This is a genomic window from Paraburkholderia sp. BR10936, from assembly GCF_040965735.1.
GTDB lineage: Bacteria > Pseudomonadota > Gammaproteobacteria > Burkholderiales > Burkholderiaceae > Paraburkholderia > Paraburkholderia nodosa_A.
On sequence record NZ_JBFRCM010000029.1, the window covers coordinates 20,499 to 41,442 of the forward strand.

Sequence of the window (20,944 nt, forward strand, 5' to 3'; positions counted from 1 at the left end):
CAGTTGACCATGCGGCGAACCAGGCATGGGTCTGGTTCGCATCGCTCAGTCACCGATTCACCACTTTTTTGAAAGAAGAGAAACATGGCAAAAGGTAAATTCGAACGGACCAAGCCGCACGTGAACGTGGGCACGATCGGTCACGTTGACCACGGCAAGACCACGCTGACGGCAGCGATCACGACGGTTCTGACCGCCAAGTTCGGCGGCGAAGCGAAGGCGTACGACCAGATCGACGCAGCGCCGGAAGAAAAGGCGCGTGGTATTACCATCAACACCGCGCACGTCGAGTACGAAACGGCTAACCGCCACTACGCACACGTCGACTGCCCGGGCCACGCTGACTACGTGAAGAACATGATCACGGGCGCGGCACAGATGGACGGCGCGATCCTGGTGTGCTCGGCCGCTGACGGCCCGATGCCGCAAACGCGTGAGCACATCCTGCTCGCCCGTCAGGTTGGCGTGCCTTACATCATCGTGTTCCTGAACAAGTGCGACATGGTCGACGACGCCGAGCTGCTCGAGCTGGTCGAAATGGAAGTGCGCGAGCTCCTGTCGAAGTACGACTTCCCGGGCGACGACACGCCGATCATCAAGGGTTCGGCCAAGCTGGCGCTGGAAGGCGACAAGGGCGAACTGGGTGAAGTGGCGATCATGAACCTGGCCGACGCGCTGGACACGTACATCCCGACGCCGGAGCGTGCCGTTGACGGCGCGTTCCTGATGCCGGTGGAAGACGTGTTCTCGATCTCGGGTCGCGGCACGGTGGTGACGGGTCGCGTCGAGCGCGGCATCGTCAAGGTCGGCGAGGAAATCGAAATCGTCGGTATCAAGCCGACGGTGAAGACGACCTGCACGGGCGTGGAAATGTTCCGCAAGCTGCTCGACCAGGGTCAGGCAGGCGACAACGTGGGTATCCTGCTGCGCGGCACGAAGCGTGAAGACGTGGAGCGCGGCCAGGTGCTGGCCAAGCCGGGTTCGATCACGCCGCACACGCACTTCACGGCTGAAGTGTACGTGCTGAGCAAGGACGAAGGCGGCCGTCACACGCCGTTCTTCAACAACTACCGTCCGCAGTTCTACTTCCGTACGACGGACGTGACGGGCTCGATCGAGCTGCCGAAGGACAAGGAAATGGTCATGCCGGGCGACAACGTGTCGATCACGGTGAAGCTGATCGCTCCGATCGCGATGGAAGAAGGTCTGCGCTTCGCAATCCGCGAAGGTGGCCGTACCGTCGGCGCCGGCGTGGTTGCAAAGATCATCGAGTAAATCGGGTAGAATACCCGGCTTGCTGTAGAAGTTGATGTACCCAGGGACCACCTCGCGGCGCCTTGCCGCGGGGTGGTCCTGCGCTCTTTATATCGTCTGGCGGCGCAAGTCCGCCTCGCTCTTTTCAAGGAATCATCATGCAGAACCAAAAAATCCGTATCCGCCTGAAGGCTTTCGACTACCGCCTGATCGACCAGTCGGCTGCTGAAATCGTCGACACGGCGAAGCGTACGGGTGCAATCGTTCGTGGCCCGGTGCCGCTGCCCACGCGTATCCAGCGTTTCGACATCCTGCGTTCGCCGCACGTCAACAAGACGTCGCGCGATCAGCTCGAAATCCGCACGCACCTGCGCCTGATGGACATCGTCGACCCGACGGACAAGACCGTTGACGCGCTGATGAAGCTGGACCTCCCGGCTGGCGTGGACGTCGAAATCAAGCTGCAGTAAGAGCCTCCAGCGTCGCCAGAATCTTCGGGGGGCGCTAAGTCTTTGATTGCTTGCGGAAAACGAGAAAGGACGTTATACTTGACGTCTTTTCGCGCGTTTGCGCAAAAAATCGGTGTGTCCCCTTCGAGCCTTTACCTCGAAAACATGCCGGTACTTTGTAAATTAGCCCCGACCAATCGCAGTCGGGAATGGAGAAAACGATGAGCCTTGGACTCGTAGGTCGCAAGGTTGGCATGACCCGTATCTTCACGGCCGAAGGGGATTCGATTCCCGTGACCGTGCTGGACGTGTCCGACAACCGCGTGACGCAGATCAAGACTGTTGAAACCGACGGCTACACGGCCGTGCAGGTTGCTTTCGGTACTCGCCGCGCATCGCGCGTGACGAAGCCGCTCGCAGGTCATCTCGCCAAAGCTGGCGTTCAAGCCGGTGAAATCCTCAAGGAATTCCAGATCGACGCCGCTAAGGCCGCCGAACTGTCCGCTGGCGCCGTGATCGGTGTGGAACTCTTCGAAGAAGGCCAGAAGATCGACGTGCAAGGCACCTCGATCGGTAAGGGCTACGCCGGTACCATCAAGCGTTACAACTTCGCTTCGGGTCGTGCTTCGCACGGTAACTCGCGCTCGCACAATGTGCCGGGCTCGATCGGTATGGCGCAGGATCCGGGTCGCGTGTTCCCGGGTAAGCGCATGACCGGTCACATGGGTGACGAAACCGTGACGGTGCAAAACCTCGAAATCGCCCGTATCGACGCAGAGCGCAAGCTGCTGCTGGTCAAGGGTGCCGTGCCGGGTGCAAAGGGCGGCAAGGTTTTCGTGACGCCCGCCGTCAAGGCGCGCGCCAAGAAAGGAGCGCAATAATGGAACTGAAGCTCCTGAACGCTAATGGTCAGGAAGGCGCAGCTGTCAACGCGTCGGACGTCGTGTTCGGCCGTGACTACAACGAAGCGCTGATCCACCAGATCGTTATCGCCTACCAGGCGAACGCGCGCAGCGGCAACCGCGCGCAGAAGGACCGCGAACAGGTCAAGCACACCACCAAGAAGCCGTGGCGTCAGAAGGGTACGGGCCGCGCTCGTGCCGGTATGTCGTCGAGCCCGCTGTGGCGTGGCGGTGGTCGCATCTTCCCGAATTCGCCGGAAGAAAACTTCTCGCACAAGGTCAACAAGAAGATGCATCGCGCAGGCCTCTGCTCGATCTTCTCGCAGCTGGCCCGCGAAGGCCGCATCTCGGTCGTCGAAGAGCTCTCGCTCGAAGCGCCGAAGACGAAGCTGCTGGCCGAAAAGTTCAAGGCCATGGGTCTCGAATCCGTGCTGGTCATCACCGACACGGTCGACGAGAACCTGTATCTCGCGTCGCGCAACCTGCCCCACGTGGCAGTCGTTGAGCCGCGTTTTGCCGACCCGCTCTCGCTGATCTACTTCAAGAAGATCCTGATCACGAAGGCAGCGGTCGCCCAGATCGAGGAGTTGCTGTCATGAGCGAGATTCGCAAGAACGATCATCGTTTGATGCAGGTCCTGCTCGCACCGGTGATCTCCGAAAAGGCGACGCTGGTTGCGGAGAAGAACGAACAAGTCGTCTTCGAAGTCGCGCCGGACGCGAACAAGCAGGAAGTCAAGGCTGCTGTCGAGCTGCTGTTCAAGGTGGAAGTCGAGTCCGTCAACGTGCTGGTCCAGAAGGGCAAAGCCAAGCGCTTTGGCCGCTTCAACGGCAAGCGCAAGGACGTGAAGAAGGCGTATGTCTGCCTGAAGCCCGGCCAGGAAATCAACTTTGAAGCGGAGGCCAAGTAATCATGGCAATCGTGAAAGTTAAGCCGACCTCGCCGGGTCGCCGCGCGATGGTCAAGATCGTCAACAAGGACCTCCATAAGGGCGCGCCGTTCGCGGCACTGCTCGAAAAGAAGTCCTCGACGGCCGGCCGTAACAACAACGGTCGCATCACGACGCGTCACCAGGGTGGCGGTCACAAGCAGCACTACCGTGTGATCGATTTCCGTCGTACGAAGGATGGCATCCCCGCGAAGGTGGAGCGTCTCGAGTATGACCCGAACCGTAGCGCGAACATTGCGCTGGTTCTTTACGCAGACGGCGAGCGCCGCTACATCATCGCGCCGAAGGGCGTGACGGTTGGCACGCAGCTGATGTCGGGTTCGGAAGCGCCGATCCGCGCAGGCAACACGCTGCCGATCCGCAACATTCCGGTCGGTACGACGATCCACTGCATCGAAATGCTGCCGGGCAAGGGCGCGCAAATGGCGCGTTCGGCTGGCACGTCGGCAATGCTGCTGGCACGTGAAGGCGTCTACGCGCAGGTTCGTCTGCGTTCGGGCGAAATCCGTCGCGTGCACGTTGAATGCCGCGCAACGATCGGTGAAGTCGGCAACGAAGAGCACAGCCTCCGTCAAATCGGTAAGGCTGGCGCGAACCGCTGGCGCGGTATCCGCCCGACGGTCCGTGGCGTTGCAATGAACCCGGTCGACCACCCGCACGGTGGTGGCGAAGGCAAGACTGCGGCTGGTCGCGACCCGGTGAGCCCGTGGGGCACGCCGACGAAGGGCTATCGCACCCGCAGCAACAAGCGCACGACGAGCATGATCGTCCAGCGCCGTCACAAGCGTTAAGGAGTAGGCAATGGCACGTTCTATTAAGAAAGGTCCGTTCTGCGACGCCCATTTGCTGAAGAAGGTTGAGGCGGCTGCAGCTACGCGCGACAAGAAACCGATCAAGACCTGGTCGCGTCGTTCGACGATCCTGCCGGACTTCATCGGTCTGACGATTGCCGTGCACAACGGCCGTCAACACGTTCCGGTGTATGTCACGGAAAACATGGTCGGCCACAAGCTTGGCGAGTTCGCATTGACCCGTACGTTCAAGGGTCACGCGGCCGACAAGAAGGCCAAGAAATAAGGGGCAATCAAGATGGAAGTGAAGGCAATTCATCGCGGTGCCCGCATCTCGGCGCAGAAGACGCGCCTTGTGGCTGACCAGATCCGCGGTCTGCCGGTCGACAAGGCACTGAACGTTCTGACGTTCTCGCCGAAGAAAGCGGCTGGCATCGTGAAAAAGGTTGTGCTCTCGGCGATCGCAAACGCGGAACACAACGAAGGTGCTGACATCGACGAGCTCAAGATCAAGAGCATTTACGTCGACAAGGCAGCTTCGCTGAAGCGTTTCACCGCGCGCGCCAAGGGCCGCGGCAACCGCATCGAGAAGCAATCCTGTCACATCACTGTGACGGTCGGGAATTAAGGAGCCATACGATGGGACAGAAAATTCATCCGACTGGCTTCCGTTTGGCCGTCAGCCGCAATTGGGCTTCGCGTTGGTACGCGAACAACAACAATTTCGCGGCGATGTTGAAGGAAGACATCGGTGTTCGTGAATACCTGAAGAAGAAGCTGAAGAACGCTTCGGTGGGCCGTGTTGTGATCGAGCGTCCGGCAAAGAACGCTCGCATCACGATTTACAGCTCGCGTCCGGGTGTGGTGATCGGCAAGAAGGGCGAGGACATCGAACTCCTCAAGGCCGAACTCCAGAAGCGCATGGGCGTTCCGGTTCACGTGAACATCGAAGAAATCCGCAAGCCGGAAACCGATGCTCAACTGATCGCCGATTCGATCACGCAGCAGCTCGAGCGCCGCATCATGTTCCGTCGCGCAATGAAGCGCGCGATGCAGAACGCGATGCGTCTGGGTGCCCAGGGCATCAAGATCATGAGCGCCGGCCGTCTGAACGGTATCGAAATCGCACGTACCGAGTGGTACCGCGAAGGTCGAGTGCCGCTTCACACGCTGCGTGCTGACATCGACTACGCAACCTCGGAAGCGAAGACGACGTACGGCATCATCGGCGTGAAGGTTTGGGTCTACAAGGGCGACACGCTCGGCCGCAACGACGCACCGGTGGTGGAAGAAGTCGCCGAAGAAAAGCGTCCGCGCCGCAACGCGCGTCCGGGCGATCGTCGTCCGCGCCGTGATGGCGAAGGCGCACCGGGTGCCCGTCGTGGCGCACCGCGCCGTGGCGCCGGCGGTGACGGCAAGAGTGGAGAATAACGATGCTGCAACCGAAACGCAGGAAGTATCGCAAAGAGCAGAAGGGTCGTAACACCGGCGTCGCAACGCGCGGCAACGCAGTTTCGTTCGGTGAATACGGTCTGAAGGCTATCGGTCGTGGTCGCCTGACCGCGCGTCAGATTGAAGCAGCGCGTCGTGCAATGACGCGTCACATCAAGCGTGGCGGCCGCATCTGGATCCGTATCTTCCCGGACAAGCCGATCTCGCAAAAGCCGGCGGAAGTGCGTATGGGTAACGGTAAGGGTAACCCTGAGTACTACGTCGCCGAGATTCAGCCGGGCAAGATGCTGTATGAAATGGATGGTGTGTCCGAAGAACTGGCCCGTGAAGCCTTCCGTCTGGCTGCAGCCAAGCTGCCGCTGAAGACGGTCTTCATGGTTCGCCAGCTCGGCGCCTAAGGAGTGATTGATGAAGGCATCTGAACTTCTTCAGAAAGACAAGGCCGCGCTCGACAAAGAGCTGTCGGACCTCTTGAAGGCGCAATTCGGCCTGCGCATGCAACTCGCGACCCAGCAGCTCACCAACACGAGCCAGCTGAAGAAGGTTCGTCGCGACATCGCACGTGTGCGGACCGTCCTGACTCAGAAGGCGAACCAGAAATGAACGAAAGCGTGAAAACCTCGCTTAAGCGGACGCTGGTCGGCAAAGTCGTCAGCAACAAGATGGACAAGACGGTCACCGTCCTGGTCGAGCGCCGCGTCAAGCACCCGATCTACGGCAAGTACGTTGTGCAGTCGAAGAAGTACCACGCGCACGACGAAGCGAACACGTACAACGAGGGTGACCTCGTTGAAATCCAGGAGACCCGTCCTCTCTCGAAGACGAAGGCCTGGACCGTGTCGAAGCTGATCGAAGCAGCACGCGTCATCTAAAAGTGACGCAACACCCCGGGGAGCCATTTCCCGGGGTGTAGAAGTAATTGAAATCGCTGAAGATTTCGCTTGCTAGGCCAAGATTATCGAGTTATAGTCTTGGTCTTCCCTGCTTATGGGTTTGCTGTTGGCAAAGCAGCAGGCGGATGTAGGTGGGGAAGCAGATTCGGGCGCCAGTCCGGGTTAGCAAGATTCACCGGAATGCGATGGCCGGTTTCGTTTGCCGTCGCTGCTGTTCTTACCCAAGCAGCTGAGCGGTCGTTCTAGTGGCGGCGCGGCTGACGGGACCAAGACTGACCGGATGTGCCATGGTGGCGCGACCGGATTAAGTTGGGAAAGATAAACCATGATCCAGACCGAAACTCGGCTTGAAGTAGCCGACAACACGGGTGCACGCGAAGTTCTGTGCATCAAGGTGCTCGGCGGCTCGAAGCGTCGTTATGCCAGCATTGGCGACATCATCAAGGTGAGCGTCAAGGAAGCAACGCCGCGCGGGCGCGTGAAAAAGGGCGAAATCTACAACGCTGTTGTGGTTCGCACTGCGAAGGGCGTGCGCCGTCAAGACGGCTCGCTGATCAAGTTCGATGGCAACGCCGCCGTGCTTTTGAATACCAAGCTTGAGCCGATCGGCACCCGTATCTTCGGGCCGGTTACGCGTGAGCTGCGTAGCGAACGATTCATGAAGATCGTTTCGCTGGCGCCGGAAGTGCTGTAAGGAGCCGCGATGAACAAGATTCGCAAGGGTGACGAAGTTATCGTCGTTACCGGCAAAGACAAGGGCAAGCGCGGCGTCGTGCTGGCCATCGGCGAAGAGCGCGTCACTGTCGAAGGCATCAACATCGCGAAGAAGCATGTGAAGCCGAACCCCATGAAGGGTACGACGGGTGGCGTGGAAGCCAAGGCAATGCCGCTGGCTATCTCGAACGTCGCACTGGTCGACGCGAACGGTAAGCCGTCGCGCGTGGGCATCAAGGTCGAAGGGGACAAGAAGGTTCGTTTCCTGAAGACGACCGGTGCTGTTCTGAGCGCCTGACGCTGCGGAGTAAAAAATGGCACGTTTGCAAGAATTTTATAAAGAGAAGGTCGTTCCTGGCCTGATCGAGAAGTTCGGTTACAAGTCGGTCATGGAAGTGCCGCGCCTCACCAAGATCACCCTGAACATGGGTGTTGGTGAAGCCGTCGCTGACAAGAAGGTCCTCGAGCACGCCGTTGGCGACCTCACGAAGATCGCCGGCCAGAAGCCCGTCATCACGAAGTCGCGCAAGGCAATCGCCGGCTTCAAGATTCGCGAAGGCTACCCGATCGGCACGATGGTTACGCTGCGTGGCAATGCCATGTACGAATTCCTGGACCGTTTCGTGACGGTTGCGCTGCCCCGCGTGCGCGACTTCCGTGGCGTGTCGGGCAAGGCATTCGACGGCCGTGGTAACTACAACATCGGTGTGAAAGAGCAGATCATTTTCCCCGAAATCGACTACGACAAGATCGACGCGCTGCGTGGGCTGAACATCAGCATCACGACGACCGCGAAGACCGACGAAGAAGCAAAGGCACTGCTCGCCGGCTTCAAGTTCCCGTTCAGAAACTGAGGTTACCGTGGCTAAACTGGCACTGATCGAACGTGAAAAGAAGCGCGCTCGTCTGGCAGCGAAATTCGCGCCGAAGCGCGCAGCGCTGAAGGCGATCATCGACGACCAAAGCAAGTCGGAAGAAGAGCGCTATTCGGCTCGCCTGGAACTGCAACAACTGCCCCGCAACTCGAACCCGACTCGCAAGCGTAACCGCTGCGCACTCACGGGTCGTCCGCGTGGCACGTTCCGCAAATTCGGTCTCGCACGTAACAAGATTCGTGAAATCGCGTTCCGTGGTGAGATCCCTGGCATCACCAAGGCGAGCTGGTAATAGGAGAAACATAAATGAGCATGAGTGATCCTATCGCCGATATGCTGACTCGCATCCGCAATGCGCAGATGGTCGAGAAGGTTTCGGTTGCTATGCCCTCGTCGAAAGTGAAGATTGCGATTGCGCAGGTTCTGAAGGACGAAGGTTATATCGACGACTTCGCGGTGAAGACCGAAGGTGCGAAGTCGGAATTGAACATCGCGTTGAAGTACTACGCTGGCCGTCCCGTTATCGAGCGCATCGAACGCGTCTCGAAGCCGGGTCTGCGCGTGTACCGCGGCCGCAACGAAATCCCCCAGGTCATGAACGGCCTTGGTGTGGCGATCGTTTCGACGCCGAAGGGTGTGATGACGGACCGCAAGGCGCGCGCTACTGGCGTCGGCGGCGAAGTTATCTGCTACGTCGCTTAAGGCCTAAGGAGAAGAAACATGTCTCGAGTAGGTAAGAGCCCGATCGCGCTGCAAGGCGCAGAAGCGACGCTCAGCGACGAGAAGATTACCGTCAAGGGCCCGCTGGGTACGATTTCGCAAGCTGCGAACCGCCTCGTGAAGGTGGTGAACGACAACGGTACGCTCAAGTTCGAGCCGACCGACGAAAGCCGCGAAGCCAATGCGATGTCGGGCACGATGCGCGCGATTGTCGCGAACATGGTGCAAGGCGTGACGAAGGGTTTCGAGCGCAAGCTGACGCTGGTTGGCGTTGGTTATCGTGCTCAAGCGCAAGGCGACAAGCTGAACCTGTCGCTGGGTTTCTCGCACCCGGTGGTGCACCAGATGCCGCAAGGCGTGAAGGCTGAAACCCCGTCGCAAACGGAAATCGTGATCAAGGGGATCGACAAGCAACAAGTTGGCCAGGTCGCTGCGGAAGTCCGCGGCTACCGCCCGCCGGAGCCCTATAAGGGCAAGGGTGTGCGCTACGCCAACGAGGTTGTGATCCTCAAAGAAACGAAGAAGAAGTAAGGGTGCGCAATCATGGATAAGACTCAATCTCGCCTGCGCCGCGCTCGTCAGACGCGTCTCAAGATCGCTGAGCTGCAGGTCGCGCGTCTGGCCGTGCATCGCACGAACACGCACATCTATGCGCAAGTGTTCTCGCCCTGCGGCACCAAGGTGCTGGCCAGCGCGTCGACGCTTGAAGCTGAAGTGCGTGCGCAACTGGCTGACCAGTCGGGCAAGGGCGGCAACGTCGCTGCAGCCTCGCTGATCGGCAAGCGTATTGCAGAAAAGGCTAAGGCCGCCGGCATCGAATCCGTCGCCTTTGACCGCTCGGGTTTCCGCTATCACGGCCGCGTCAAGGCGCTGGCTGATGCTGCGCGCGAAGCCGGGCTCAAGTTCTAAGGAAGGAATTCGTCATGGCAAAGATGCAAGCGAAAGTTCAGGCTGACGAACGCGACGACGGCCTCCGCGAAAAAATGATTTCGGTCAATCGCGTGACCAAGGTTGTGAAGGGCGGCCGTATTCTCGGCTTCGCCGCTCTGACCGTGGTTGGCGATGGTGATGGCCGCGTCGGTATGGGCAAGGGCAAGTCGAAGGAAGTGCCCGTCGCTGTCCAGAAGGCGATGGAACAAGCTCGCCGCAACATGTTCAAGGTGCCCCTGAAGAACGGCACCCTGCAACACGAAGTGCACGGCAAGCATGGCGCATCGGTCGTCCTCCTCGCTCCGGCGAAGGCAGGTACGGGCGTGATCGCCGGCGGCCCGATGCGCGCAGTGTTCGACGTGATGGGCGTGCAGAACGTCGTGGCCAAGAGCCACGGTTCGACGAACCCGTACAACCTCGTTCGCGCCACGCTGGACGGTCTGCGCAAGCAGTCGACCCCGGCTGACATCGCGGCGAAGCGCGGCAAGTCCGTCGAAGACATTCTGGGCTAAGGGTGGGTACCATGTCTGAAAAAACTGTCAAGGTTCAGCTCGTCAAGAGCCTGATTGGGACCCGCGAAACGCACCGTGCCACTGTGCGCGGTCTCGGCCTGCGCCGCCTGAACTCGGTCTCCGAGCTGCAGGACACGCCGGCTGTGCGCGGCATGATCAACAAGGTCTCGTACCTCGTTAAGGTCATCGGCTAAGCGGTCGACCAAAGACTCCAGGAGTTGAAAATGGAATTGAATAACCTGAAGCCGGCAGAAGGCGCGAAGCACGCAAAGCGTCGCGTCGGCCGCGGCATCGGCTCCGGCCTCGGCAAGACCGCTGGCCGTGGTCACAAGGGTCAGAAATCGCGTTCGGGCGGCTTCCACAAGGTCGGCTTCGAAGGCGGTCAGATGCCTCTGCAGCGTCGTCTGCCCAAGCGTGGCTTCACCTCGCTGACGAAGGAATTCGTTGGTGAAGTGCGCCTCGCCGACATCGAGAAGCTGCCGGTCGACGAAATCGATCTGTTGGCTCTCAAGCAGGCAGGCCTCGTGGGCGAACTGACCAGGAGCGCGAAGATCATCGCTACCGGCGAGATCAAGCGTAAGGTCGTCGTGAAGGGTCTGGGTGCGACGAAGAATGCGCGTGCTGCGATTGAAGCAGCAGGCGGTTCTTTTGCCGAGTGATTGTGAGTGGTGCGTGCGGGCTTGCCCGCCGTCACTAGCATCTGCATCGGAGAAGCTACTTGGCTAACAGCCCGAGTCTCGCAAAAACCGGTCGCAGCGCTCCGAAGTTCGGCGACCTGCGCCGGCGTGCAGTGTTCCTGCTGCTGGCGTTGGTCGTTTATCGTATCGGCGCGCATATTCCGGTTCCGGGTATCGATCCGGACCAACTGGCGAAGCTCTTTCAGAGCCAGTCGGGCGGCATCCTTGGCATGTTCAACATGTTCTCGGGTGGCGCACTGTCTCGGTTCACGATCTTCGCGCTGGGTGTGATGCCGTATATTTCGGCGTCGATCATCCTGCAGCTGATGGCGATCGTCTCGCCGCAGCTGGAAGCGCTGAAGAAGGAAGGGCAGGCTGGACAACGCAAGATCACGCAGTACACGCGGATCTTCACGGTGGTGCTGGCGACGTTTCAGGCGTTCGGCATCGCGGTCGCGCTGGAAAACCAGCCTGGCCTCGTGATCGATCCGGGCATGGTGTTCCGCTTGACGACGGTCGTGACGCTCGTAACGGGCACGATGTTCCTGATGTGGCTTGGTGAGCAGATCACGGAACGCGGGCTTGGCAACGGTATCTCGATCATCATCTTCGGCGGGATCGCGGCAGGCTTCCCGAATGCGCTCGGTGGGCTTTTCGAACTGGTTCGCACCGGCTCGATGAGCATCATCTCGGCGATCATCGTGGTCGTTCTGATCGCAGCCGTGACTTACCTGGTGGTGTTCATCGAACGCGGCCAGCGCAAGATCCTCGTGAACTATGCGAAGCGCCAGGTCGGTAACAAGATTTACGGCGGGCAGTCGTCCCACCTGCCGCTCAAGCTGAACATGTCGGGTGTGATTCCGCCGATCTTCGCGTCGTCGATCATCCTGTTCCCGGCAACCATCCTGAACTGGTTCAGTTCGGGTTCGCGAACCGGCTGGTTTGCGGACACGCTGCACAACGTGGCCGAAGCCCTCAAGCCTGGCCAGCCCGTGTACGTGTTGCTGTACGCGTTGGCGATCGTGTTCTTCTGCTTCTTCTACACCGCACTGGTGTTCAACAGCAGGGAAACGGCCGACAACCTGAAAAAGAGTGGCGCGTTCGTACCTGGCATCCGTCCGGGCGATCAGACGGCACGCTATATCGACCGCATCCTCACGCGTCTGACGCTGGCCGGTGCGATCTATATCGTGTTTGTTTGCCTGCTGCCTGAGTTTCTGGTGCTGCGCTGGAATGTGCCGTTTTATTTTGGTGGAACGTCGCTGCTGATCATTGTCGTCGTCACAATGGACTTCATGGCGCAGGTGCAGTCGTACGTGATGTCGCAACAATATGAATCGCTGCTCAAGAAGGCTAACTTCAAGGGCGGCGGCGTCCCGATGCGTTAAAAGGACCTATGGCCAAAGACGATGTAATCCAGATGCAAGGCGAGGTTATCGAAAACCTCCCCAACGCAACCTTCCGGGTGAAGCTGGAAAACGGCCATGTCGTTCTGGGACATATTTCCGGAAAAATGCGGATGCACTACATCCGCATTCTCCCGGGCGACAAGGTGACGGTTGAGTTGACGCCTTACGATCTGTCGCGTGCGCGGATCGTGTTCCGGGCGAAGTGATTTAGGAAAAAGGGTAATATCATGAAAGTGATGGCATCGGTAAAGCGCATTTGCCGCAACTGCAAAATCATCAAGCGCAACGGCGTCGTTCGCGTGATCTGCAGCTCGGACCCGCGCCACAAGCAGCGCCAAGGCTGATTAGCGCGCTTGCGCTTTTTGTTTGAGGAAAAACAATGGCTCGTATTGCAGGGGTTAACATCCCGAACCACCAGCACACCGAAATCGGCCTGACGGCAATTTTTGGTGTTGGCCGCACGCGTTCGCGCAACATCTGCGTGGCCGCCGGTGTGCCGTTCAACAAGAAGGTCAAGGACCTGAACGACGCGGATCTGGAAAAGCTGCGTGAGGAAGTGGGCAAGTTTGTCGTCGAAGGCGATCTCCGCCGTGAAGTGACGATGAACATCAAGCGCCTGATGGACCTCGGCTGCTACCGCGGCGTGCGCCATCGCAAGGGCCTGCCCCTGCGTGGCCAGCGTACGCGTACCAACGCACGTACGCGTAAGGGTCCGCGCCGCGCAGCACAGTCGCTGAAGAAGTAAGCGGAACTGAAAGTTACAGGAAAACGTAATGGCTAAGGCTTCGAACAACTCCGCGGCGCAACGCGTTCGCAAGAAGGTTAAGAAGAACGTCGCCGAGGGCGTGGTTCACGTTCACGCGTCGTTCAACAACACGATCATCACGATCACCGACCGTCAAGGCAACGCGCTTGCCTGGGCAACGTCGGGCGGTCAGGGCTTCAAGGGCTCGCGTAAGTCGACGCCCTTCGCAGCTCAGGTCGCAGCTGAATCGGCTGGCCGTGTTGCAATGGAATACGGCGTCAAGAACCTCGAAGTGCGTATCAAGGGCCCCGGCCCGGGTCGCGAATCGGCGGTGCGCGCGCTGCATGGTCTTGGCATCAAGATCACCGCGATCTCCGACGTTACGCCGGTCCCGCACAACGGCTGCCGTCCGCCGAAGCGCCGCCGTATCTAAGGCGTCGCTTTAGCCGAACGCCTGAGCCGCCGGAAACGGCGACCCAGGCTCTCGGCGTTATTGAATTGACTAAGCCCACCGTTCGGTTCAAAGAGCCGGACTAGCGCGAAGGCCGGCGTTTAGCCCTCGCGTGATCAATTATCGAAGGAAAGCAACGTGGCACGTTATATCGGCCCGAAGGCCAAGCTGTCCCGCCGTGAAGGCACCGACCTCTTTCTGAAGAGCGCACGCCGCTCGCTCGCCGACAAGTGCAAGCTCGACAGCAAGCCGGGTCAGCACGGCCGCACCTCGGGCGCACGTACGTCCGACTACGGCACGCAGCTTCGCGAAAAGCAGAAAGTGAAGCGTATCTACGGCGTGCTCGAGCGCCAGTTCCGCCGCTACTTCGCGGAAGCTGACCGTATCAAGGGCAACACCGGCGAAAACCTGCTGCAACTGCTCGAATCGCGTCTCGACAACGTCGTGTACCGCATGGGCTTCGCTTCGACCCGCGCTGAAGCGCGTCAGCTCGTGAGCCACAAGGCTCTCACGGTGAACGGCGTCGTTTCGAACATCCCGTCGATGCAAGTGAAGGCAGGCGACGTCGTCGCGATTCGCGAAAAGGCGAAGAAGCAGGCGCGTATCGTCGAAGCCCTCTCGCTCGCAGAGCAAGGCGGCATGGCAGGTTGGGTGTCGGTCGACGCGAAGAAGTTCGAAGGCACGTTCAAGAGCATGCCTGAGCGCAGCGACATCGCTGGCGACATCAACGAAAGCCTGATCGTCGAATTGTATTCGCGGTAATCGGATTGACGGCCGGGGTAACCTCTGTGCTTCGCGCAGGAGGCGGCCTCGGCCGTTTTTTTCAGGTTGTTGCCATCTCAGCCTTATCGGTGTAACGAGCCGAGGGTATTGAAAAGGAAAACCTATGCAAACCAGTTTGTTGAAACCCAAGATCATCGCTGTGGAATCGCTCGGCGACAACCACGCGAAAGTGGTCATGGAGCCGTTCGAACGCGGTTATGGCCACACCTTGGGTAACGCGCTGCGGCGCGTGCTGCTGTCGTCGATGGTGGGCTACGCGCCGACCGAAGTGACGATCGCAGGCGTCGTGCACGAATACTCGACGCTCGATGGTGTGCAAGAGGATGTGGTCAACCTGCTGCTGAACCTGAAGGGTGTCGTTTTCAAGCTGCATAACCGTGACGAAGTGACGGTTACGCTGCGCAAGGAAGGCGAAGGCGTTGTCACCGCTGGCGACATCGAACTCTCGCACGACTGCGAAGTGATCAACCCCGATCACGTGGTTGCGCATCTGACGAAGGGCGGCAAGCTCGACGTGCAGATCAAGATCGAAAAGGGCCGTGGCTACGTGCCGGGCAACGTGCGCCGTTACGGCGAAGAGTCGGCCAAGATCATTGGCCGCATCGTGCTGGACGCGTCGTTCTCGCCGGTTCGCCGCGTGAGCTACGCCGTGGAAAGCGCGCGTGTCGAGCAGCGTACCGACCTCGACAAGCTCGTGATGAACATCGAAACCAACGGCGTGATCTCGCCTGAGGAAGCGATCCGCCAGTCGGCCCGCATCCTCGTGGATCAGCTGTCGGTGTTCGCGGCTCTGGAAGGCACGGAAACGGCCGCGGAAGCGCCTTCGCGCGCCCCGCAGATCGACCCGATCCTGCTGCGTCCGGTGGACGATCTCGAACTCACGGTTCGCTCGGCGAACTGCCTGAAGGCCGAGAACATCTACTACATCGGCGATCTGATCCAGCGCACCGAGAACGAGCTGCTCAAGACCCCGAACCTGGGTCGCAAGTCGCTCAACGAGATCAAGGAAGTGCTCGCTTCGCGCGGTCTCACGCTCGGCATGAAGCTCGAAAACTGGCCGCCGGCTGGTCTCGACAAGTAAGAAGTCTGGCACGGACGCGGATTTTCCTTTAAAATCCGCGTCTTGCCTTTTTCACGTACCGGCCCGTGCCTCGATAGTTGCGAGGCGATAGAAGAGCTGGACCAAAACTTTGTTTCAAGGAAATTGAAATGCGTCACCGTCATGGTCTGCGGAAACTGAACCGCACGAGCAGCCACCGTCTGGCAATGCTCCGTAACATGTCCAACTCGCTCATCGAGCACGAAGTCATCAAGACGACGCTGCCGAAGGCGAAGGAACTCCGTAAGGTTGTCGAGCCCCTCATCACGCTGGGCAAGAAGCCGTCGCTCGCAAACCGTCGTCTGGCGTTCAACCGCCTGCGCGATCGTGACTCGGTCACGAAGCTGTTCGACGTGCTCGGTCCGCGTTTCGCGAACCGTCCGGGCGGCTACCTGCGTATCCTGAAGTTCGGTTTCCGTGTTGGCGACAACGCACCGATGGCACTGGTCGAACTGCTCGACCGTCCGGAAGTCGCGGAAGAGAACGTCCAGGAAGCGGAATAAGCTTTCCGTCGCTCGATCCCGGGATTGAGCGGCATGCGAAAAAGCCAGGCCTAGCCTGGCTTTTTTGTTTTCCGGCGTGGATGAAATCGCGCCGTACCGTGTTTGCCGGTTGCAGTCCCCTTTTGCCACACGGTGCACGAGAGAAGCCGATCGGCGCCGATGGTACGATTACGTTCTGCCCCGAAGCCCGTTTGCCGTCGCACGCGGGCACCGCGCCGGAGTTCGTCGTGACCCTCAATGTGACCCTGATGCTGACTACGGTGCCCGATGAGGGCACCGCCGAAACGCTCGCCGCCGCAGCGCTCGCGCAGCGTCTCGCCGCGTGCGTGACGCGCCTGGGCGCCGTGCACTCGCAGTATCACTGGCAGGGCAACATCGAGTCGGGCAACGAGATCCAGCTGCTCTTCAAGACGAGTCTCGCCCGCGCGGCCGAGCTCGAACAGTTCATCCAGACCCAGCATCCCTACGAGACGCCCGAGATTCTCTCGTGGCAAGCCATGGCGTCGAACGCCTACGGGCAATGGGTCAATGCCGAGACTCAGCGCACCCTTCATGTCTAACCGCTTCGATCGGCGCTTGCGCGCCGCGCCGTACGCTACGCTGTCCGGCTTTCTCCTGCTCGTCTGCGCTCTGCTGCCGATGCTGCTCGGTGCGTCGCTCGCGCGTGCGGCCGACGACGACTTCCTGCCGCCCGACCAGGCCTTCACGTTCAGTGCGAGCGAAGCGCCGGGCATGGTCGACGTGCACTTCAAGATCGCCGACGGCTACTACATGTACCGCGAGCGCTTCGCCTTCGCAGTCCGCAACGGCACGGCGCAATTGGGCGAGGCGCAAATCCCGCCCGGCCACGTCAAGTTCGATCCGACCTTCCAGAAGAATGTCGAAACCTATCGCAGCGAGCTGACGATCCGCGTGCCGGTGCAGAAGGCGAGCGGTCCGTTCGATCTTGCGGTGACATCGCAGGGCTGCGCCGATGCTGGCATCTGTTATCCGCCCGCGGAACACGTGTTCCACGTGAGCGGCGCCGCTTTGCAGGCCGCGACGGCTGGCCAGAGCGCCGTGCCGGGCGCAGCGAACCCGACGCCCGCGCCTCAGCCGCAAACCACCGCGGTACCCGCAGCAGGTGACACCGAAGAACCCTGGTACGAGCGCGCCACGAGCGCCGATTACGCGCAATCGCTGTTGCAAGGCGGCGGCTTTTTCGCCGTGGTCGGCCTGTACTTCGTAGCCGGCATGGTGCTGAGCCTCTTGCCCTGCTCGTACCCGATGATCCCGATACTGTCGGCGATCATCGTCGGTGAGGGCGCTCGCGTCACGCGCTCGCGCGGCTTCGCGCTCTCGTTCGTCTACGTGCTCGGCATGGCGCTCGTCTACACGGTGCTGGGCATTGCCGCTGCGCTGGTCGGCCAGAGCCTTGGCGCTTGGCTGCAGAACCCGTGGGTGCTGGGCGTGTTCGCAGTGCTCCTCACCGCATTCGCCGTCATGCTGATCGCGGGCTACGACATCGCCCTGCCGCAGCGCTGGCAGGACGGCGCCTCGCGCGCCACCCAGGGCCGTTCCGGCGGCAAATTCGCCGCGGTCGCCGTGATGGGCGCGCTTTCCGCGCTCGTGGTGGGGGCCTGCATGACCGCGCCGCTCTTCGCGGTGCTGGCGTTCATCGCGCACACGGGCAACGCCGTACTCGGCGGCGCGGCGCTCTTTGCGATGGGCCTCGGTCTCGGCGTCCCGCTGATGGTCCTCGGCCTCGGCGCGGGCTCGCTGCTGCCGCGTGCGGGCACGTGGATGGATGGCGTGAAGGTGTTCTTCGGCGTCGTGCTGCTCGCGGCCGCGCTCTGGATCGTCTGGCCGGTGCTCGGCACCACCGCGCAGATGCTGCTCGCCGCCCTCTGGCTGCTGCTCGCGGCCGCCGCGCTTGGCCTCTTCACGCCGAACGCGGGTGCGGCCAATGTGTGGCGGCGCCTCGGGCGTGGCCTCGGCGCTGCGTTCGCGATCTGGGCGGCGACGCTGATCGTCGGTCTTGCGGCGGGTTCGACGGATCCATTGCGTCCGCTCGCGGTGCTGGCCGCGCGCGTGGGCGGCGCGAGCGATGTTGCCGCTGCAGGCGCGGCGCGGTCCGGCGGCGCCAACGAAGCGAACGCGCTGGTGTTCGCGCCCGTGCGCTCGCCCGCGCAACTCGATGCGGCGCTCAAGACCGCGGGCAAGCCGTCGATGCTCGACTTCTACGCCGACTGGTGCGTGAGCTGCAAGGAAATGGAGAAGTTCACCTTCAGCGACCCGCGCGTGCAGGCGCGCCTCGCGGAGCTGGGCCTGTTGCGCGCCGATGTGACCGCCAACAATTCGGACGACCAGGCACTGCTCAAGCGCTTCGGCCTCTTCGGACCGCCGGGCATCATCTTCTTCGATACGCAAGGGCGCGAAGTGCTGCGCGTGGTCGGCTACGAAAATGCCGACCGGTTCCTCGCGCGTCTCGATCGCGTGACGGCGCCGGCGCCGCAGACGCCGGCAGCGCCATCGGCCTGATCGGCGGCAAGGCGCGCGCGTGAGAACGCGCCTCGGCCCAAAAGCAAAAAGGCACGTCCATGGACGTGCCTTTTTTCATGCGACGCGTGCAGTGCTTACTTCTGTGCGCGCAGCAAACGCGCGGCGTCTAGCGCGAAATACGTGAGGATGCCGTCGGCGCCCGCGCGCTTGAACGCGAGCAGCGATTCCATCATCACCTTGTCGTGATCGAGCCAGCCGTTTTGCGCGGCGGCCTTGAGCATGGCGTACTCGCCGCTCACCTGGTACACGTAGGTCGGAAAGCGGAATTCGTCCTTCACGCGGCGCACGATGTCGAGATACGGCATGCCGGGCTTCACCATCACCATGTCGGCGCCTTCCTCGATGTCGAGGCGCACTTCGCGCAGCGCCTCGTCGGAGTTCGACGGGTCCATCTGGTAGGTCATCTTGTTGCCCTTGCCCAGATTCGACGCCGAGCCCACGGCATCGCGGAACGGACCATAGAACGCCGAGGCGTATTTGGCCGAGTACGCCATGATGCGCGTGTGGATGTGGTTCTCGCTTTCGAGCATCTCGCGGATCGCACCGATGCGCCCGTCCATCATGTCCGAAGGCGCGACGATATCGACACCGGCTTGCGTCTGCGCGCGCGCCTGCGCGACGAGGATTTCGATGGTCTCGTCGTTGATGACGTAGCCGTTCTCGTCGAGCACGCCGTCCTGGCCGTGGCTCGTGTACGGGTCGAGCGCGACGTCGCAAAGCACGCCGAGGTCGGGGAAACGCTTCTTCAGTTCTCGCACGGCGCGCGGAATCACGCCGTCGGGGTTCGTCGCCTCGATGCCATCGGGCGTCTTGAGCGCCGGATCGACAACGGGGAAGAGCGAAAGCACCGGAATGCCGAGTTCGACGCACTGCTCGGCGACGCCCATCAGCAGATCGATCGACACGCGTTCGACGCCGGGCATCGACGGCACGGCTTCGCGCACGTTGTTGCCCGCGATGACGAATACGGGGTAAATCAGGTCGTTCGTGGTGAGGAGGTTTTCGCGCATCAGACGGCGCGAGAAATCGTCACGTCGCATGCGGCGCGGACGATGATGCGGATAGAAGCTCATGTCGGCGGATATCTTGAAACGGGATGGGTCCCGGGGCGCAGGAAACTTTTCGGGACAATGGTATATCATACCGATCGAGCGAGGCGCCTGGCGCCGAGCTCCCCGCTTCTCCTCCCTGAGCGGGTGCCTGTCGTTTTTCGATAAGGCTGTTTAACCCGCCGGAAATCACGGCGGGTTTTTTTATGTGCGCCGAAAGGGCGCGTGGCAAGGCCCCGCGGCGCAAGCCGGAACGGGCGCCTGTGCCAGCGTTTGGCGTGGTCTGTATGCGGTAGCGCACATAGCGCGGAAAATGCCGCGCCGGCCTTGCGAAAAGATATGATGAAAGCGCATGAAAAGCCCGACACTGTCGGCTTTCAGACGACTGAGGGTCTGCCCGAAGCGACTGGCCCGAGGTGCGCTATTCCGCTTGCGTGTCGGTTTCGCCGACAGCTTCCCGCGGCACGATCCAGCTCTCGATTACGGCATGCGCCTCGTCGAGCCCCACGCGCTTGAGCGCCGAAAAAAGCTGGGCGCTCAGCTTCCCTTCGTAGCCTTGCTTGCTGTACTCGTCGAACGCCTTGTTCGTCGTGCGCAGCGCGAGCAGGCTTTCTTGGCGCGTCAATTTGTCGCACTTTGTGAGGAGTGCGTGGATCGGCTTGCCCGTCGGTGCAAACCACTCGATCATGCGGCGGTCAAGGTCGGTGAGCGGGCGGCGGGCATCCATCATCAGGATGAGGCCCGAGAGCTGCGCGCGCGTTTGCAGATACAGCGAGAGAAGTTGCTCCCAGTGCGCCTTCGCGGCGGCCGGCACCTCGGCATAGCCGTAGCCGGGCAGGTCGACGAGATAGCCCGCGGGTTCGTCGGCGGGGCCGACCGAGAAGTAGTTGATGTGCTGGGTGCGGCCCGGCGTCTTCGAGGCGAAGGCGAGCCGCTTCTGGTTGCACAGCAGATTGATGGCGGTGGACTTGCCGGCGTTCGAACGGCCGGCGAACGCGACCTCGGGCCGCGCCGTAGCGGGCAGGTCGCGCAGATGATTCACCGTCGTGAAGAAGCGGGCTTGGTGCAGCAGGAAGGCCATCGGAAAAGGACCACAATGTGAGATAACGCGGCGGGTGGCCCGCCGGGCCCGGACGCGCCCGGGATGGATTCTGGGATATCGGGGGCAGGCCCGACTGGCGCCGTGGCGCCTTGCGCGCTATTGTACAATGCGATGGTTTACTGAATACCAGCAAGGCCAGCGCGG

The 20,944-nt window shown here is 61.1% G+C and carries 34 protein-coding genes; 32 read left to right on the top strand and 2 right to left on the bottom strand.

Annotated features, from left to right (window positions below):
- Positions 1-84: 84 nt before the first annotated feature.
- The 32 genes from tuf to dsbD all read left to right on the top strand — a co-directional run bounded on the left by tuf (position 85) and on the right by dsbD (position 18,628).
- Positions 85-1,275: an elongation factor Tu gene (gene tuf, locus AB4Y36_RS36660; protein WP_028371383.1), complete on the top strand. Its 1,191-nt coding sequence runs from the start codon at positions 85-87 to the stop codon at positions 1,273-1,275.
- Between the two features lie 137 nt (positions 1,276-1,412).
- Positions 1,413-1,724: a 30S ribosomal protein S10 gene (gene rpsJ / locus AB4Y36_RS36665; RefSeq protein WP_017777154.1), complete on the top strand. Its 312-nt coding sequence runs from the start codon at positions 1,413-1,415 to the stop codon at positions 1,722-1,724.
- Between the two features lie 200 nt (positions 1,725-1,924).
- Positions 1,925-2,584: a 50S ribosomal protein L3 gene (rplC, locus tag AB4Y36_RS36670; RefSeq protein ID WP_052406167.1), complete on the top strand. Its 660-nt coding sequence runs from the start codon at positions 1,925-1,927 to the stop codon at positions 2,582-2,584.
- Positions 2,584-3,204 carry a 50S ribosomal protein L4 gene (gene rplD, locus AB4Y36_RS36675; protein WP_028206512.1) on the top strand — a complete coding sequence of 207 codons (621 nt, stop codon included), beginning with the start codon at positions 2,584-2,586 and terminating at the stop codon, positions 3,202-3,204. The genes rplC and rplD overlap by 1 nt, the downstream gene beginning before the upstream one ends.
- Positions 3,201-3,515 (top strand): 50S ribosomal protein L23, encoded by a 315-nt coding sequence (gene rplW / locus AB4Y36_RS36680; protein ID WP_028206513.1) that lies wholly within the window; start codon positions 3,201-3,203, stop codon positions 3,513-3,515. Before rplD ends, rplW begins: the two co-directional genes overlap by 4 nt.
- Before the next feature lie 2 nt (positions 3,516-3,517).
- Positions 3,518-4,345, top strand: a complete 828-nt coding sequence (gene rplB, locus AB4Y36_RS36685; RefSeq protein ID WP_069268211.1) for a 50S ribosomal protein L2 — start codon at positions 3,518-3,520, stop codon at positions 4,343-4,345.
- Positions 4,346-4,355: 10 nt separating this feature from the next.
- Positions 4,356-4,631, top strand: coding sequence for a 30S ribosomal protein S19 (gene rpsS, locus AB4Y36_RS36690; protein WP_027797286.1), 276 nt, complete (start codon positions 4,356-4,358; stop codon positions 4,629-4,631).
- A gap of 12 nt (positions 4,632-4,643) precedes the next feature.
- Positions 4,644-4,973: a 50S ribosomal protein L22 gene (rplV, locus tag AB4Y36_RS36695; RefSeq protein WP_004199272.1), complete on the top strand. Its 330-nt coding sequence runs from the start codon at positions 4,644-4,646 to the stop codon at positions 4,971-4,973.
- An 11-nt stretch (positions 4,974-4,984) separates the two neighbouring features.
- A complete protein-coding gene (gene rpsC / locus AB4Y36_RS36700; protein WP_027797287.1) occupies positions 4,985-5,776 on the top strand; it encodes a 30S ribosomal protein S3 in 792 nt (263 codons plus the stop codon).
- Between the two features lie 2 nt (positions 5,777-5,778).
- On the top strand, positions 5,779-6,195 hold the full coding sequence (gene rplP / locus AB4Y36_RS36705) for a 50S ribosomal protein L16 (RefSeq protein ID WP_027797288.1): 417 nt from the start codon (positions 5,779-5,781) through the stop codon (positions 6,193-6,195).
- A gap of 10 nt (positions 6,196-6,205) precedes the next feature.
- Positions 6,206-6,400 carry a 50S ribosomal protein L29 gene (rpmC, locus tag AB4Y36_RS36710; RefSeq protein WP_028206515.1) on the top strand — a complete coding sequence of 65 codons (195 nt, stop codon included), beginning with the start codon at positions 6,206-6,208 and terminating at the stop codon, positions 6,398-6,400.
- The gene (gene rpsQ / locus AB4Y36_RS36715; RefSeq protein WP_028206516.1) at positions 6,397-6,669 is read left to right on the top strand and encodes a 30S ribosomal protein S17; all 273 of its coding nucleotides are present in this window, start codon (positions 6,397-6,399) and stop codon (positions 6,667-6,669) included. The genes rpmC and rpsQ overlap by 4 nt, the downstream gene beginning before the upstream one ends.
- A 346-nt stretch (positions 6,670-7,015) precedes the next feature.
- The gene (rplN, locus tag AB4Y36_RS36720) at positions 7,016-7,384 is read left to right on the top strand and encodes a 50S ribosomal protein L14 (RefSeq protein WP_028206517.1); all 369 of its coding nucleotides are present in this window, start codon (positions 7,016-7,018) and stop codon (positions 7,382-7,384) included.
- A gap of 9 nt (positions 7,385-7,393) precedes the next feature.
- Complete coding sequence (gene rplX, locus AB4Y36_RS36725) at positions 7,394-7,702, top strand: 50S ribosomal protein L24 (protein ID WP_069268212.1); 309 nt, start codon at positions 7,394-7,396, stop codon at positions 7,700-7,702.
- 16 nt (positions 7,703-7,718) lie between these two features.
- Complete coding sequence (gene rplE / locus AB4Y36_RS36730) at positions 7,719-8,258, top strand: 50S ribosomal protein L5 (RefSeq protein WP_069268213.1); 540 nt, start codon at positions 7,719-7,721, stop codon at positions 8,256-8,258.
- A gap of 7 nt (positions 8,259-8,265) precedes the next feature.
- Positions 8,266-8,571, top strand: coding sequence for a 30S ribosomal protein S14 (rpsN, locus tag AB4Y36_RS36735; RefSeq protein WP_069268214.1), 306 nt, complete (start codon positions 8,266-8,268; stop codon positions 8,569-8,571).
- Between the two features lie 14 nt (positions 8,572-8,585).
- Positions 8,586-8,981, top strand: coding sequence for a 30S ribosomal protein S8 (gene rpsH, locus AB4Y36_RS36740; RefSeq protein ID WP_069268215.1), 396 nt, complete (start codon positions 8,586-8,588; stop codon positions 8,979-8,981).
- A gap of 18 nt (positions 8,982-8,999) precedes the next feature.
- Positions 9,000-9,530: a 50S ribosomal protein L6 gene (rplF, locus tag AB4Y36_RS36745; RefSeq protein WP_069268216.1), complete on the top strand. Its 531-nt coding sequence runs from the start codon at positions 9,000-9,002 to the stop codon at positions 9,528-9,530.
- A gap of 12 nt (positions 9,531-9,542) precedes the next feature.
- Complete coding sequence (rplR, locus tag AB4Y36_RS36750) at positions 9,543-9,908, top strand: 50S ribosomal protein L18 (protein WP_027819343.1); 366 nt, start codon at positions 9,543-9,545, stop codon at positions 9,906-9,908.
- A 14-nt stretch (positions 9,909-9,922) separates the two neighbouring features.
- Positions 9,923-10,441, top strand: a complete 519-nt coding sequence (gene rpsE / locus AB4Y36_RS36755) for a 30S ribosomal protein S5 (protein ID WP_028206522.1) — start codon at positions 9,923-9,925, stop codon at positions 10,439-10,441.
- 11 nt (positions 10,442-10,452) lie between these two features.
- Positions 10,453-10,635 carry a 50S ribosomal protein L30 gene (rpmD, locus tag AB4Y36_RS36760; protein WP_010106952.1) on the top strand — a complete coding sequence of 61 codons (183 nt, stop codon included), beginning with the start codon at positions 10,453-10,455 and terminating at the stop codon, positions 10,633-10,635.
- 30 nt (positions 10,636-10,665) lie between these two features.
- Complete coding sequence (rplO, locus tag AB4Y36_RS36765) at positions 10,666-11,100, top strand: 50S ribosomal protein L15 (RefSeq protein WP_028206523.1); 435 nt, start codon at positions 10,666-10,668, stop codon at positions 11,098-11,100.
- A gap of 59 nt (positions 11,101-11,159) precedes the next feature.
- Complete coding sequence (gene secY / locus AB4Y36_RS36770) at positions 11,160-12,506, top strand: preprotein translocase subunit SecY (RefSeq protein ID WP_028206524.1); 1,347 nt, start codon at positions 11,160-11,162, stop codon at positions 12,504-12,506.
- 8 nt (positions 12,507-12,514) lie between these two features.
- A complete protein-coding gene (infA, locus tag AB4Y36_RS36775; RefSeq protein ID WP_004521905.1) occupies positions 12,515-12,733 on the top strand; it encodes a translation initiation factor IF-1 in 219 nt (72 codons plus the stop codon).
- Positions 12,734-12,754: 21 nt separating this feature from the next.
- Positions 12,755-12,871 carry a 50S ribosomal protein L36 gene (gene rpmJ, locus AB4Y36_RS36780; RefSeq protein WP_027819338.1) on the top strand — a complete coding sequence of 39 codons (117 nt, stop codon included), beginning with the start codon at positions 12,755-12,757 and terminating at the stop codon, positions 12,869-12,871.
- Between the two features lie 35 nt (positions 12,872-12,906).
- A complete protein-coding gene (gene rpsM, locus AB4Y36_RS36785; protein ID WP_028213337.1) occupies positions 12,907-13,272 on the top strand; it encodes a 30S ribosomal protein S13 in 366 nt (121 codons plus the stop codon).
- A gap of 28 nt (positions 13,273-13,300) precedes the next feature.
- Positions 13,301-13,705 carry a 30S ribosomal protein S11 gene (gene rpsK / locus AB4Y36_RS36790; protein ID WP_006052224.1) on the top strand — a complete coding sequence of 135 codons (405 nt, stop codon included), beginning with the start codon at positions 13,301-13,303 and terminating at the stop codon, positions 13,703-13,705.
- Between the two features lie 156 nt (positions 13,706-13,861).
- Entirely contained in the window at positions 13,862-14,485 is a 624-nt protein-coding gene (gene rpsD, locus AB4Y36_RS36795) for a 30S ribosomal protein S4 (protein ID WP_069268217.1), read from the top strand.
- Positions 14,486-14,609: 124 nt separating this feature from the next.
- A complete protein-coding gene (gene rpoA / locus AB4Y36_RS36800) occupies positions 14,610-15,587 on the top strand; it encodes a DNA-directed RNA polymerase subunit alpha (protein WP_069268218.1) in 978 nt (325 codons plus the stop codon).
- Between the two features lie 128 nt (positions 15,588-15,715).
- Entirely contained in the window at positions 15,716-16,108 is a 393-nt protein-coding gene (gene rplQ / locus AB4Y36_RS36805; protein ID WP_027797304.1) for a 50S ribosomal protein L17, read from the top strand.
- Between the two features lie 248 nt (positions 16,109-16,356).
- The gene (gene cutA / locus AB4Y36_RS36810) at positions 16,357-16,668 is read left to right on the top strand and encodes a divalent-cation tolerance protein CutA (RefSeq protein ID WP_368685584.1); all 312 of its coding nucleotides are present in this window, start codon (positions 16,357-16,359) and stop codon (positions 16,666-16,668) included.
- On the top strand, positions 16,661-18,628 hold the full coding sequence (dsbD, locus tag AB4Y36_RS36815; protein ID WP_368685573.1) for a protein-disulfide reductase DsbD: 1,968 nt from the start codon (positions 16,661-16,663) through the stop codon (positions 18,626-18,628). Before cutA ends, dsbD begins: the two co-directional genes overlap by 8 nt.
- Positions 18,629-18,723: 95 nt before the next feature.
- Here dsbD and hemB read toward each other — a convergent pair whose 3' ends face one another.
- Positions 18,724-19,722, bottom strand: coding sequence for a porphobilinogen synthase (gene hemB / locus AB4Y36_RS36820; RefSeq protein WP_368685574.1), 999 nt, complete (start codon positions 19,720-19,722; stop codon positions 18,724-18,726).
- Positions 19,723-20,119: 397 nt separating this feature from the next.
- Positions 20,120-20,779: a ribosome biogenesis GTP-binding protein YihA/YsxC gene (yihA, locus tag AB4Y36_RS36825; RefSeq protein WP_069268221.1), complete on the bottom strand. Its 660-nt coding sequence runs from the start codon at positions 20,777-20,779 to the stop codon at positions 20,120-20,122.
- Positions 20,780-20,944 lie beyond the last annotated feature (165 nt).

What these genes read in the sequence shown, in the direction of transcription:
- rpsC (WP_027797287.1), top strand. Translation starts at nt 4,985, where the DNA reads ATGGGACAGAAAATTCATCCGACTGGCTTCCGTTTGGCCGTCAGCCGC.
- rplX (WP_069268212.1), top strand. Translation starts at nt 7,394, where the DNA reads ATGAACAAGATTCGCAAGGGTGACGAAGTTATCGTCGTTACCGGCAAA.
- rplV (WP_004199272.1), top strand. Translation starts at nt 4,644, where the DNA reads ATGGAAGTGAAGGCAATTCATCGCGGTGCCCGCATCTCGGCGCAGAAG.
- rpmD (WP_010106952.1), top strand. Translation starts at nt 10,453, where the DNA reads ATGTCTGAAAAAACTGTCAAGGTTCAGCTCGTCAAGAGCCTGATTGGG.
- rpsQ (WP_028206516.1), top strand. Translation starts at nt 6,397, where the DNA reads ATGAACGAAAGCGTGAAAACCTCGCTTAAGCGGACGCTGGTCGGCAAA.
- rpsK (WP_006052224.1), top strand. Translation starts at nt 13,301, where the DNA reads ATGGCTAAGGCTTCGAACAACTCCGCGGCGCAACGCGTTCGCAAGAAG.
- yihA (WP_069268221.1), bottom strand. Translation starts at nt 20,779, where the DNA reads ATGGCCTTCCTGCTGCACCAAGCCCGCTTCTTCACGACGGTGAATCAT.
- rpmC (WP_028206515.1), top strand. Translation starts at nt 6,206, where the DNA reads ATGAAGGCATCTGAACTTCTTCAGAAAGACAAGGCCGCGCTCGACAAA.
- hemB (WP_368685574.1), bottom strand. Translation starts at nt 19,722, where the DNA reads ATGAGCTTCTATCCGCATCATCGTCCGCGCCGCATGCGACGTGACGAT.
- rplO (WP_028206523.1), top strand. Translation starts at nt 10,666, where the DNA reads ATGGAATTGAATAACCTGAAGCCGGCAGAAGGCGCGAAGCACGCAAAG.
- rplF (WP_069268216.1), top strand. Translation starts at nt 9,000, where the DNA reads ATGTCTCGAGTAGGTAAGAGCCCGATCGCGCTGCAAGGCGCAGAAGCG.
- rplQ (WP_027797304.1), top strand. Translation starts at nt 15,716, where the DNA reads ATGCGTCACCGTCATGGTCTGCGGAAACTGAACCGCACGAGCAGCCAC.
- infA (WP_004521905.1), top strand. Translation starts at nt 12,515, where the DNA reads ATGGCCAAAGACGATGTAATCCAGATGCAAGGCGAGGTTATCGAAAAC.
- tuf (WP_028371383.1), top strand. Translation starts at nt 85, where the DNA reads ATGGCAAAAGGTAAATTCGAACGGACCAAGCCGCACGTGAACGTGGGC.
- rplN (WP_028206517.1), top strand. Translation starts at nt 7,016, where the DNA reads ATGATCCAGACCGAAACTCGGCTTGAAGTAGCCGACAACACGGGTGCA.
- cutA (WP_368685584.1), top strand. Translation starts at nt 16,357, where the DNA reads ATGCTGACTACGGTGCCCGATGAGGGCACCGCCGAAACGCTCGCCGCC.
- rpoA (WP_069268218.1), top strand. Translation starts at nt 14,610, where the DNA reads ATGCAAACCAGTTTGTTGAAACCCAAGATCATCGCTGTGGAATCGCTC.
- rpsH (WP_069268215.1), top strand. Translation starts at nt 8,586, where the DNA reads ATGAGCATGAGTGATCCTATCGCCGATATGCTGACTCGCATCCGCAAT.
- rpsE (WP_028206522.1), top strand. Translation starts at nt 9,923, where the DNA reads ATGGCAAAGATGCAAGCGAAAGTTCAGGCTGACGAACGCGACGACGGC.
- rpmJ (WP_027819338.1), top strand. Translation starts at nt 12,755, where the DNA reads ATGAAAGTGATGGCATCGGTAAAGCGCATTTGCCGCAACTGCAAAATC.
- rplD (WP_028206512.1), top strand. Translation starts at nt 2,584, where the DNA reads ATGGAACTGAAGCTCCTGAACGCTAATGGTCAGGAAGGCGCAGCTGTC.
- rpsS (WP_027797286.1), top strand. Translation starts at nt 4,356, where the DNA reads ATGGCACGTTCTATTAAGAAAGGTCCGTTCTGCGACGCCCATTTGCTG.
- rplR (WP_027819343.1), top strand. Translation starts at nt 9,543, where the DNA reads ATGGATAAGACTCAATCTCGCCTGCGCCGCGCTCGTCAGACGCGTCTC.
- rplE (WP_069268213.1), top strand. Translation starts at nt 7,719, where the DNA reads ATGGCACGTTTGCAAGAATTTTATAAAGAGAAGGTCGTTCCTGGCCTG.
- rpsJ (WP_017777154.1), top strand. Translation starts at nt 1,413, where the DNA reads ATGCAGAACCAAAAAATCCGTATCCGCCTGAAGGCTTTCGACTACCGC.
- dsbD (WP_368685573.1), top strand. Translation starts at nt 16,661, where the DNA reads ATGTCTAACCGCTTCGATCGGCGCTTGCGCGCCGCGCCGTACGCTACG.
- rplB (WP_069268211.1), top strand. Translation starts at nt 3,518, where the DNA reads ATGGCAATCGTGAAAGTTAAGCCGACCTCGCCGGGTCGCCGCGCGATG.
- rplC (WP_052406167.1), top strand. Translation starts at nt 1,925, where the DNA reads ATGAGCCTTGGACTCGTAGGTCGCAAGGTTGGCATGACCCGTATCTTC.
- rpsM (WP_028213337.1), top strand. Translation starts at nt 12,907, where the DNA reads ATGGCTCGTATTGCAGGGGTTAACATCCCGAACCACCAGCACACCGAA.
- rplW (WP_028206513.1), top strand. Translation starts at nt 3,201, where the DNA reads ATGAGCGAGATTCGCAAGAACGATCATCGTTTGATGCAGGTCCTGCTC.
- rplP (WP_027797288.1), top strand. Translation starts at nt 5,779, where the DNA reads ATGCTGCAACCGAAACGCAGGAAGTATCGCAAAGAGCAGAAGGGTCGT.